The organism is Barnesiella sp., assembly GCF_022723415.1.
Taxonomy (GTDB): domain Bacteria; phylum Bacteroidota; class Bacteroidia; order Bacteroidales; family Barnesiellaceae; genus Barnesiella; species Barnesiella intestinihominis.
This window is the reverse complement of sequence record NZ_JAIJHU010000001.1, coordinates 90,285-102,539: the sequence shown is the minus strand read 5'-3', so window position 1 is coordinate 102,539 and position 12,255 is coordinate 90,285. Positions and strand designations below refer to the sequence as shown.

At 42.1% G+C, this 12,255-nt stretch carries 5 protein-coding genes; 4 read left to right on the top strand and 1 reads right to left on the bottom strand.

Annotation, left to right across the window (positions count from 1 at the left end; translation table 11 throughout):
- Positions 1–41: 41 nt before the first annotated feature.
- Positions 42–1,082: a glycoside hydrolase family 43 protein gene (locus QVD32_RS00400; RefSeq protein ID WP_118686936.1), complete on the bottom strand. Its 1,041-nt coding sequence runs from the start codon at positions 1,080–1,082 to the stop codon at positions 42–44.
- 221 nt (positions 1,083–1,303) lie between these two features.
- Here QVD32_RS00400 and QVD32_RS00395 point away from each other — a divergent pair, with 221 nt between their 5' ends.
- The 4 genes from QVD32_RS00395 to QVD32_RS00380 all read left to right on the top strand — a co-directional run bounded on the left by QVD32_RS00395 (position 1,304) and on the right by QVD32_RS00380 (position 12,155).
- A complete protein-coding gene (locus QVD32_RS00395; RefSeq protein WP_118686937.1) occupies positions 1,304–3,877 on the top strand; it encodes a hypothetical protein in 2,574 nt (857 codons plus the stop codon).
- Between the two features lie 532 nt (positions 3,878–4,409).
- Positions 4,410–5,606, top strand: a complete 1,197-nt coding sequence (locus tag QVD32_RS00390) for a BamA/TamA family outer membrane protein (protein ID WP_021891486.1) — start codon at positions 4,410–4,412, stop codon at positions 5,604–5,606.
- On the top strand, positions 5,593–7,278 hold the full coding sequence (locus tag QVD32_RS00385; RefSeq protein WP_021891487.1) for a phosphoethanolamine transferase family protein: 1,686 nt from the start codon (positions 5,593–5,595) through the stop codon (positions 7,276–7,278). Before QVD32_RS00390 ends, QVD32_RS00385 begins: the two co-directional genes overlap by 14 nt.
- Before the next feature lie 374 nt (positions 7,279–7,652).
- Entirely contained in the window at positions 7,653–12,155 is a 4,503-nt protein-coding gene (locus QVD32_RS00380) for a choice-of-anchor J domain-containing protein (protein ID WP_021891488.1), read from the top strand.
- Positions 12,156–12,255: the final 100 nt, after the last annotated feature.

Below are 12,255 nucleotides of genomic sequence, written 5' to 3'. Positions count from 1 at the left end.
TTTTCTTGTTTGAGGCGGTGATACATTTCTGATACTATTCGCTAATCCGTAAGCCTATTGACACCGACACCGTCGAAAGTCATCTTCACCGGTTTAATAAAACCATTTTCGTCAAAATACATACGGTCGATACAAATCTCTCTATGATTTGGAATCGTATCGCCCAAAGGGTGACGATGATAAACAATATACCACTCGTCTTTCCCCGGTATCTGAATGACCGAATGATGTCCCGCACCTGTACCCACACTCTCGTCTTGTTGCAATATTTTCCCAATACGCTCGAAAGGGCCGAACGGAGAATCGGCAATGGCATAAGCCACGCTATAATCCGAACCTCCCCAACTGCCTTCCGACCACATAAAATAATATTTGTTATTCCGTTTCAACATAAAAGGTCCCTCCACATAGTTCTCTGGTGTAACAGATTTATAATACGAACCATCGTCAAAAGGAACGAGGCTCAATAAATCCGAACTCAATTTTACCATATTACAATGATGCCAGCCTCCATAATACATATAATAACTACCGTCGTCATCTTTAAAAACGAACTGATCGATCGGCTGGGCGCCGTTCACAATCTTATCGATCAAAGGTTTCCCCAAAACATCTTTAAATGGGCCTGCCGGATTATCAGCCACAGCGACACCGATTCCACCATATTGCTCATCATTCTGGATATCATTCCCTCCGAAAAACAGATAATATTTGCCATTCGCCCGAACAATAGACGGAGCCCATAAGGCAAATTCCAACCACTTTATATTCTCAACAGACAGCACTTTGGGATGCTTAGTCCAGTGAACCATATCTTTTGATGAAAAAGCATCCATATAAGTCTGTATATTATAGACCTGATGAATGGCCCGCGTTTCTTTTTGCAATCTGGGAAAATCTGCGCTATCGACTCCGAAAGGAATATCGGACAACGTAGGATATATCCAATATTCATCATCGAAGACAACCCCTTCTGGATCGGCATACCAACCCTCGACAATAGGATTGCCACTATACTCTTTCTCATACTTACACGCCACCAACAGCAGCGCTAAACTCAATACAATAATACTTCTCATCATGTGTCGTTTTTAATTAATGTAACAAAAATAAACGCCGGCCGTTAACGGAAATATTAATAAACCATTAACAAACAAACTTCGGTACACAGTAAAAATACTCTGTCCATTAATAGTCTAATATTTTTATTATCAATTCCATGAAAAGATTCCATAAATATAAAAAATTTTTTTGTAACCCTCCCAAACCATATTATCTTTGCAAAAAACAGTTATAAGTATTCATGCAAAAGACGCTTATATTTCTGCTCTTAATGTTGGCCCTGATACCGGTTGAAGCACAAAATATTTCATCTGGATTATATTTTGCTGCCCATACCTCCATTAAAGAAGAAAGAACATCGCTTATCCTATCTCCCGAGTTCGACGCCTCAAAAGGTCTAACATTAGATTTCGATATTAAATTCAGACCCGAAGAACATAACTACGGATATGTCTTTCGAATCATAATCGACGATGAAAAGAGTTTCGATTTGATAGCGAATATTACACCCGAAAAAAGAGCGTTGAATTTGATAGAAGGGAACAACGTCTATCTGGCTTTCGATGAAGAACTACTGAATCAATACTCATGGAATAAATGGGCGCATATCCAGTGTTCAATCTATCCGGATAGTTTACGGCTCATCTTCGACAACCAAACATTGCAAGGCCAGTATAAATCCATCAATATCAAAAACGTGAAATTCTACTTCGGATACTCCGATCATGAAAAGTTTCATTCTTCCGATGTTCCTCCGATGTCTATACGTAACATAAAAATCACAGACAATAAAAATAAAACAATTGCATATTGGCCTTTAAAAGAACATCTGTCGTATTCCTGTTTGGATAGTCTGTATCAGATTCCGGCGACAGTCACCAATCCTACATGGGAAATAAATAAACACACCAAGTGGGTAAAAGAAAAAACATTAGCATTACCCATATATACACAAATCTGCCATGCCCCGTCAAAAGGGAATATTTATTTTGCCAACAGCTCATTTGTACTCGTTTATTCGACTATCGACAATACATTAGATACGATTTATCCTGCTCATGGAGCTCCATACACAGAAATAAACAACCAACTCATTTATCAGCCTTATTACGATGAATTATGGTCATACGATTTCGATCCCTTGAAACAGATGTCTATATTCAATTTCAACGATAACACATGGACAAAGAATGACCGTGAAATAAAAAATCCGGAATATTCTCAACACAATACGTTTATATCGCCCAATGACTCGTGTCTGTATATTTTTGGCGGATATGGTAATTATCAATATAAGAACTTGATACTTAAAAAAGGACGGACACAGGACGACTGGATTCCGGTATCGTACAACGAAGAAATACCTCCGCGTTATCTAAGCGGATCGGACTACAAAAACAGAGACACGATATTGGTGTTCGGCGGCTGTGGCAACCCGCAAGGGAAACAAGAATTAGGAGTCATAAATTATTACGATCTTTATGCGATAGACATCAACACATTCAAAACAAAGAAATTGTGGACTATCCCCAACGATACGAAAAACTTCGTCGTCGGTAATCATATTGTTACAGACGAAACGAATAACAAGCTATATGCTTTATGTTTTCCGAATGATTGTTCGAACAGCTATATCCTGCTAAAATCGTTCGATTTGACAGATGGGAATAACTGTACGAACTATGCAGATACAATCCCTTTCTCCTTCAATGATGTAAATTCTTTCTGTACACTCTACTACGACTCGTTACAGTCGAGGCTGTATGCCGTAACCAATTATAACTACAACAATAAATCAAATATAAACATATACTCATTAGCTTATCCCCCGTTAAAAATAGAAGATACGCTGCAAACAGTTGCAGGACATAAGGCTCGTGTTACAAAGATAGGGTTCTTCATAGGTATAGGAATTTGCATAATTGCAGGTATGGGCTGTATGTACCTCTGCTACCGAAAAAAGAAAAGAAGAAGAAAAGAAAGCCACATTCCTCACAACCCTCCGGTCGTTACAAATACGGATCGTTCTTCCAAGACAACTACCCAAGACGAAAACTATAAGCCCCAACCGGACATTCACAAAAAATCATCTATTCTTTTCTTAGATGGATTTCAAGTATGGGATAAAAATGGTGCAGATATCACCAAATCATTCACACCTATTTTGAAACAACTGCTCATTCTTATCATATTATATAGCGTAAATAACAAGAAAGGGATTTCAAACGTCACTCTGAGAGAGTTGCTTTGGTTTGATAAAACAGACGAAAGTGCCCAAAATAACCGCCGAGTAAATATCCGAAAACTAAAACTTTTGCTGGAAAAACTAGACGGTGTCGAACTTGTAAAAGAAAGCACCTATTGGGCGTTAAAGTTCACTCACGCTTATTGCGATTATATCGATGTTTGTAATTGGATCGACAAAGTAAAAAACAAAGAATCTATCACAGCCGAAAACATCAATGATTTACCCTTAAACCTGCTATCGGGACAATTATTGCCATATGTCCAAACAGACTGGTTGGATTCTTTCAAGTCCGATTACACGAATTCCGTATTAGATATGGCAATAAATTTATCCAAGCAAGAATATATAAAGGGAAACAACGAATTATTAATTCAGATAGCCAACAGCATGTTCGCACACGACAAAACAGACGAGTATGCATTGATTCTCAAATGCAACACATTGTATAAACAAGGAAGAACCAGCTTGGCCAAAACGACATTCGACACATTCTGCAATGAATATAAAGCAATGCTGAATACGAATTACACAAAAACATTCAATGAAGTAATCAATTGTCAATTGTAATCTCGCAACTACATAGAAGAATAAAAATGAATGCTATCGTTTCGTAAAACGATAGCATTCATTTTTTCAATAGGACATACACCCAAGCACCTTGTACCCACCTATCTCCTTTGGCGAGCTTGTTATAAACAACCTACACCCAGAAAAACTCATTTATAAGTAAGACAGACAAAACCTTCTTGCAAAAATGGACGTTCATCGAGACCGGTCAATAATCGTCCACGTATATATTTATATCGGACTCTCGTTAAAATACAAAAAATATACACCGAAAAAATTTTATATCCTGAATATTTCTCAAAATCGATCTTTACTTTCCCTCGTCAATATTAAATTATTGAACCTTCTGAATAATAATTTGTTATTACAAGAAAGGACAATTCCCACCGCTACGCTACACCTCCATATAGACAAATGACACGAGAAAGAAAATTTATACAAAACTTAACATATTGAATAAAAAGCAATTAGGCAATTAGCCACAGAAAATATACATTTGCATCTGAACTCGTGAGAGAAACAAATTAATTATATGAAACAATTCATTCGATATACTATATTATGCGTCGGATACATTTTAGGCTCCCAAAGTCTTTTGTACGCCGAAACGCCAACCGATAGTATAAATACTATTCCTACCGACTCGATTATCGCAAAAAAAGATACCACCGTAAAAAAACTGAACATATTCCAAAAGGTTCTGAAATACTTCGATGACTCCAATGCCCCACGCCCCGATAAAAAATTCGATTTCGGTATCATCGGAGGACCTCACTATTCTTCCACAACAAAGCTGGGAATAGGCTTGGCCGCCTCGGGGACATACCGGTTACGAAGAGACTCGATCACACAACTCTCCAACGTTTCGCTTTATGGAGATGCCACGACCACAGGCTTTCTTCTGATAGGAGTAAAAGGGAATAATATCTTTCCCAAAAATAAATTCAGGATAGATTACGACTTTTATTTATACACATTCCCGAGTGACTTTTGGGGCATAGGTTACGAAAACGGAAATAACAACGCCAATAAAAGCTCCTACGACAGACTGGAAACTATTTTACGTATCGACTGGCTGGCTCGCTTACATAAGGACCTCTACGGAGGAATTTCTACGGGATTTAACTGGGTGAAAGGATCGGATTTCACAAAAATCGAACTACTCGAAGGAGAAGCCCGAGAAGTAATCAGCACGAGTATAGGAGCCACACTTGTATACGACAGTCGCGATTTTATTACCAACGCAGCAAAAGGAGTTTATATAAAAGTTAACCAACGATTCTTCCCCAAATTCTTGGGCAATAAAAAAGCGTTTACTCGCACCGATTTCATTTTCGATTATTATCACCGCCTATGGGAAGGAGCGATCCTTGCTTTTGACCTACATGGAGAATTCAATTACGGCGATGTACCCTGGAATATGCTTGCAGCTTTGGGAGGGTCGGCCCGTATGCGAGGATACTACGAAGGCAGATACCGAGACAAAAATTTAATCGAAACTCAAATAGAACTCCGTCAACACATTTGGAGGCGAAATGGCATAGCCGTATGGGTAGGAGCAGGAAACGTATTTCCTTCGTTCTCAGGTTTTAAATGGGGACATACACTCCCCAATTACGGAATAGGCTATCGCTGGGAGTTCAAAAACCGAGTCAATGTACGACTCGACTACGGATTCGGAAAAAAAGGACAATCGGGATTTTTATTCAACATCAATGAAGCATTTTAATCAAATATTTACACAGAGGCGCATATTTTGGATTTTTTCGGGAATCATGTTGGTTCCCAACATTTTTCTATGTTTTACAGAACAATTGCCACTCCTGTTCAAAGTCTCCTATATCCTCATTCCGGGAGCTTTATACCTTTTGTTATTAATTCTCTCCCGCAAACCGGGAATCACCTTTTGGGCTCTTTTTCCCCTTCATTTCATAGGCGCGTTTCAATTGGTACTACTCTATCTTTTCGGTAATTCCATTATCGCCTCAGACATGTTCCTGAACATGTTTACGACCAACAGCGGAGAGGCTTTCGAATTACTCGATAAATTGGCTCCGGCGGTAGTAGGCGTATTCTTACTTTATCTTCCGGCATTGGCTCTTGCCGTTTACTCCATACGTCGCACCGAGACCCTCACACCTCTTTTTCAAAAAAGAGTGTTCATGTTGGCTATGCTCATGATCGGTAGTGGAATACTTGTTTACACACCTGCTCACCGAAAATATCCTCATACGGCAAGGCTCGACAACCTTTACCCCATCAACGCGTTCAACAATGCCCGATTCGCCGTGGACAGTTGGGAAGCAGCAAAGAACTATCCACGCACATCGAGAAAATTCGACTACCGGGCCACATCGACAAGAGACACCGAACTCCCCGAAATCTATATCTTCGTAATCGGAGAAACCTCCCGCGCCGGAAACTGGGGGCTATATGGGTACGAACGAAATACGACCCCCAAACTCGATGCCATGCCCGATGTCATTCATTTCGACGATGTACTGACACAAATCAATGCGACTCATAAAAGCGTTCCGTTAATGCTATGCCCCGCCGATGCACTCAATTACAATGAGATATACCGACAAAAGAGTCTTATTTCGGCATTTAAACAAGCTGGGTTCCACACGTCGTTTCTCTCCAACCAACTGCGCAACGGATCATTTACCGAGTTCTTTGCCGACGAAGCAGACTGTACGATCTATTTCGCCGCACCGAAAAATAAACCGCATCTACATGACGATGTACTATTATCCGCAGTCGACTCGTTACTGAACATAGGTAAAACGAAGCAACTCATTATCCTTCACACCTATGGCTCCCACTTCAATTACTGTGAACGATACGATACCGATTGCCGAATATTCACCCCCGACCACATTAAAGAAATCGATCATAAGAACAAGCAAGCCATGATAAATGCCTATGACAACTCGATCGTTGCCACCGACAAATTCTTGGCACAAGTTATCGATAAACTCGACCGAACCGGAGAAACTTCGGCCATGCTGTATCTCTCCGACCACGGGGAAGATTTGCTCGACGATGAACGTAATCGATTTCTGCACGCCTCCCCCATTCCCACCTATTACCAGCTTCACATACCCTTTGTCATTTGGTTCTCGGATAATTACTCTACTCTTTTCCCCGATGACATACGACAAGCCCGGAATCGGCATACCACCCCATTCGACTCGCGAGTCGTATTCCACACCCTACTGGGTATCGGAGGCATCGAAACCGAATATCGCGATGACCGACTCTCCCTCATAAGTCCGTCGTTTCATCTCGAAAAAAGATATTATGTAGGAGAACAAAACATACCTATTCCCGTTCGACGTCTGCCCCTCGAAGAAGAAGACTTACAAGCCTTCGAACGATACGGAATCTCTCCCCGATAATACAATAGCATCCTTGATTCTCTTTACTTCTCCTAAATAAAGGAGAAGCGAATATTCATATTTTTATATTTTATAACTATTATAATAGACCGACAAGGGAAAGCAATAATCAAATATTTATTACACAATAAATATTATATACACTATTATACTTTCAAAAATCAAGAAATTCACTTTAATATAAGACAAAAGCTATTTTTAAAAAATCTATATTTTAAATCAATTTCAGAGAAATCAGCTCCAAATTAGTTAAAATAGCATAAATACAATACAGGTAATACGACAATATCGATGTATTATTTAATATTATAAATATTTTTGCAAATAGAGTTTCACTACAAACCAAAAATATTCATTATCAATTCTTTTTCATTATGAAAAAAAATCTAATCACATTTTGCTTTTTATTGCTATTATTTGTGCCCTTTGGTACAAAAGCGCATCTGATCGCTCCACGGAACGCATCAGAAAAAACGACTGTCATTCCGGCCTCCCGAATCTCCTCTCCAAAGGGACTTACAAAAGTTTTGGAAAACACAGTCGACGGAACGACCCTTTATGGGAACCTTATCTTTGCTCAAAGTTGGGGGAACGATTCCAGTCCTATGGGTATCTACAAATTCAATACGACAAACAACCCTAAGGCAGAATTGGTATATCGTCCCGAAGCCGGACCGATAGGAGCCAATGGAGGAGCGACTCTCGTCGACGCAAAATATTTCTACTGTATTACCTATACAAAATTAAGCGGTACGACGATAAGCAACGAATTGATTTGTTACGACATCGAATCGTGGACAGAGGTAAGCCGTAAAGCTATACCTTTAACGACTATTTCCACCGACATGACTTGGAATCCGGCAGACCAAAAAGTGTACGGAGCCTTCTACAACACGACTAAAAACGGTTATGTATTCGGAACTCTCGACCTTGAAACCGGTGCAGTAAACAAACTATCGGATATCACTCTGCAAGACGACAAGGGATATCCTGCCGGATTCGTAGTCATCGCAGCCAATTCCATCGGTGAAGTATATGGCATTTCCCAAATGGGAGATTTATACAAATTCAATACCGAAGACGGCTCATATAGCCTTATCGGAGCTACCGGATACACACCTCTTTACCAACAAAGCGGATGCTTCGACTTCACGACCAAGCAACTTTATTGGGCAGCCTGCAACGAAAATTCCTCCGGTATTTATCAAGTAAACACCGATACGGGAGAGGCTACACTACTCGGGTCCTTTAACGATTTGGAAGAATTTGTGGGACTATATTCCCTAAGTCCTAACGCAGACCTCGAAGGGCCGGGAAGCGTTACCGACATCGACATCGCATTCGAAGGAGCAGCCCTTTCAGGTACAATAACTTTCAAACTCCCCACTACGACTGTCAGTGGTAACAAACTCTCCGGCGATATAAACTACACCGTTGAAATAGACGATGAAACCCTTTCGTCAGGCACATCAACCGCAGGTTCGCTTGTCGAACTGCCGATAACCCTATCCGAAGGGAACCACACTTTGGAAATCACGACAAATACAATACATGGCACAGGTCCGGCTTACAAGGCCTCATTCTATGTCGGCACAGATACTCCGGCAACGGTCACAGGAATCACGGTCAACCGAGAAAGCGACAATGTAACAGTCGCATGGGAAGCAGTAACGAAGGGTCAACATGGAGGATACGTAGATATAAGCCTATTGACTTATAACGTCATACGCAAACCCGACAACAAGATTATCGCTACCCGAACGACCGAAACGACCGTCACGGATACAGAGCTACCTCTCATTCTGGGTGAATACACATACGAAATTATAGTCTCAGACGGCACTCGACAAAGTGATCCCGCTCTATCCGACGGAATAATGCTCGGTTCATATCTCGAACCACCTTACAACCATTCGTTCAAGTCGATGGATAGTTTCTACCAATATACTATCATCAATGCCAACGAGGACGACAAAGCATGGACGGCAACGGTCAACGGTGCACAACTCAATTATAGCCGCACACTCGCCGCCGACGATTGGATCGTCTCTCCGGCCATGAAGTTGAAAGCGGGTTTCCTATATACCCTCATCTTAAAAGGACGTTCCAGTAGCGCCACTTACAAAGAACGGTTTGAAGTAAAATACGGGACAGAAGCAACAGCCGACGCTTTGACAAACGTCATCATAGAACCTAATTTCTTCACGACCTCAAAAGAAGAGACCTTCCAAGCTGTATTCTCGCCTCAATCCGACGGAACATATTATATAGGTATTCACGGTATCAGCGATAAATACATGGGGTCGTTATATATCTATTCCATCGAAATTACAGAACCGATCAACGCGCTTGCCCCAGCAGCGACAGACGAAATGAACGCTGTTGCCGCTCCCGAAGGAGCGCTCGGAGCGACCATATCGGCGACCGCCCCCTCTAAGCGAGCCGACGGCAGCAACTTGACAACAATCGCCAAAGCCGAAATTTGGAACAAAACAAAAGAAAGACTTGTAGGAAGCATCGACAATCCACAACCCGGTAGCGAAGTATCCATAACCGATACTCAGGCTGCCAACGGATTCAATACCTACTCGATCGCATTCTTTAATGAGGCTGGAAAAGGATACGAAACAGAATGCAATGTATACATCGGGATAGACATTCCCACCGCTGTTATAAACCCACACGTAGTACAAGCCGGAGACAAGGCAGTACTTACATGGGAAGCACCTGTGACAGGTATCAACGGCGGTTACATCGACCCCGAAAAACTGACCTACCAGATTTCGCAGTTGCAGCCGATGTCTGTTTCGACTGCCACCGAAATAACCGGACTTACCTATACCGACGAATCATTGAACGCCGATTCGGGACAAATGCTTCTAAGTTATCAAATAAGCGCAAAAAGTATCGCAGGCGAGGGCGAAGCCACACCTACCAACTCCATACTTTTCGGGACTCCCTATCCGGCTCCATTCACAGAGTCTTGGCCTGAGGGTAAAACCGAAAACGACCCGTGGGCAATCGACATCGTCGAAAAAGGATATGGCGATTGGTCGGTAACACAGACCAGTTTCTCCACAATATTAGGAGCACAAGACGGCGATGACGGTTGGATTTCGTTCAGCGGACCCGGCTCGTACCGACTGGTTTCTCCCAAAATAAACGTCGCTACACTCGAAAATCCGGTGTTGAAAATATGGGTAAATAATCCCGACGGGTTATCCGAGATTCATATTCAGGCAAGTGTCGATTTAGGTACAAATTGGACAACGCTTCTCGAAATCAACAGCGCAGACAATAATATATGGAAATGCCACGCCATCGACCTTAGTAACTATCGCAACGCAGACTTCCTGCAAATAGGTATTCTCGGAGCAACCGAAGATTGGGGCGCCGAAAGCGTCATGATCGATAACCTGCGAATTTTCGACCAACTGGCAAACGATCTTGTTCTGAATGGATTTACAGGTCCCGAATCGGTTATCGGGGCAAAGCCGGCAGACTATTCTGTCAAGATATATAACGATGGAACCAATGAGGCTACCGACTACAAAGTATGTATCTATTCGGGAGACAAACTCATTGCGGAACAAAACGGTAAACCCATACGATCCGATGCCTACGAGACTTTCGATTTCGTCCTTTCGTCACCGGTAAACAGTACGGTCTTCGACCTCACTGCAAAAATAGAATTCGATGGCGATCTCGACACAGACAACAACTCGGCTGCACTGTCGGTCGCAGTCGAACGACCCAAATACCCCACCATCGACAACCTCAGTGCCGAAGATAACGACAACTCGGTATCGCTCACATGGAGCAGACCCGCTTTATCCTGTATCCCCGATCCCGCTACCGACGACATCGAAAGTTACGAAGAGTGGAGTATCGGCGGAATTGACGACAGTAATCGTACCGGAACCATCGGAGACTACACGGTGTACGACAACGATGGTCAAACGACGGCCAAGATAAACGCATGGGCTCCCCAATACCCGAACAGCGAAGCGAAAATGGCATTCCAAGTCATGAGTACGAACTCCGAATCTCTGTCACAACAATTGACTTTCTATGGCCTCACCGCTCACTCGGGCAAACAATTGTTCGCTTGTTGGAGTACTATGGGAGGAGCTGCCAACGACGATTACCTGATATTCCCCGAGCTTAAAGATGGCAATAGAAGTATCAGTTTCTGGGCTCGCTCAATTCCTTTTATGTATGGAGGAGAAGGCTATGACAAGTTCGAGATCGTGTACTCGACCGGCAACAACGACATCGACAACTTCGTAATCCTCGAAGGTAGCGAAACAATCGTCCCCGATGGATTGGAGCGAGATCCTGAAAACGGATACAACAAATACAGCTTCGAACTGCCGGACAATGCCAAATATGTCGCAATCCACTGTATATCTTCGGGTAAAATCGGTTTGCTCATCGACGATATAGAGTTTATTGCAGCCAATATGCCCGATGAAACGCTTGTCCTCAATGGATATAACCTGTATCGCAATGGCGAACTGTACAAACAACTCCCGGCGACCGAAGGCTATACCGACACGGAAATAGAAAAAGGAAACATTTATACCTACAATGTCACGGCCGTATTCGACAAAGGAGAATCGCCATATTCCAACACGGTTACGGTAGATAGGTCTCAGTCGGGTATCGATGAGGCATCTGGAAACCCGATAAAAGTATATGCCGCCGACCACACGATCGTCATTGAAAATGTCGATAACCGGCAAGCCGAAATATTCAAAATAGACGGTAGCAAAATCTTCGACGAGATTATTTCTTACAAAGACCGGATTCACGTCGAAACCGGCATATATATCGTTCGCATCGATGGAAAATCGTTCAAAGTCACAGTCCGATAAATCGTTCGACTGATTGATTATCCTTATTCATAAAGGCTAAACCCTAAAAAGGGTTTAGCCTTTATACTATCGGCGGACAAGCACACGTCAAGTTTTATTA

Bases quoted from the DNA above. Each gene is read 5' to 3' on its own strand.
- QVD32_RS00400 (WP_118686936.1), bottom strand. From the start codon at position 1,082: ATGATGAGAAGTATTATTGTATTGAGTTTAGCGCTGCTGTTGGTGGCG.
- QVD32_RS00395 (WP_118686937.1), top strand. From the start codon at position 1,304: ATGCAAAAGACGCTTATATTTCTGCTCTTAATGTTGGCCCTGATACCG.
- QVD32_RS00390 (WP_021891486.1), top strand. From the start codon at position 4,410: ATGAAACAATTCATTCGATATACTATATTATGCGTCGGATACATTTTA.
- QVD32_RS00385 (WP_021891487.1), top strand. From the start codon at position 5,593: ATGAAGCATTTTAATCAAATATTTACACAGAGGCGCATATTTTGGATT.
- QVD32_RS00380 (WP_021891488.1), top strand. From the start codon at position 7,653: ATGAAAAAAAATCTAATCACATTTTGCTTTTTATTGCTATTATTTGTG.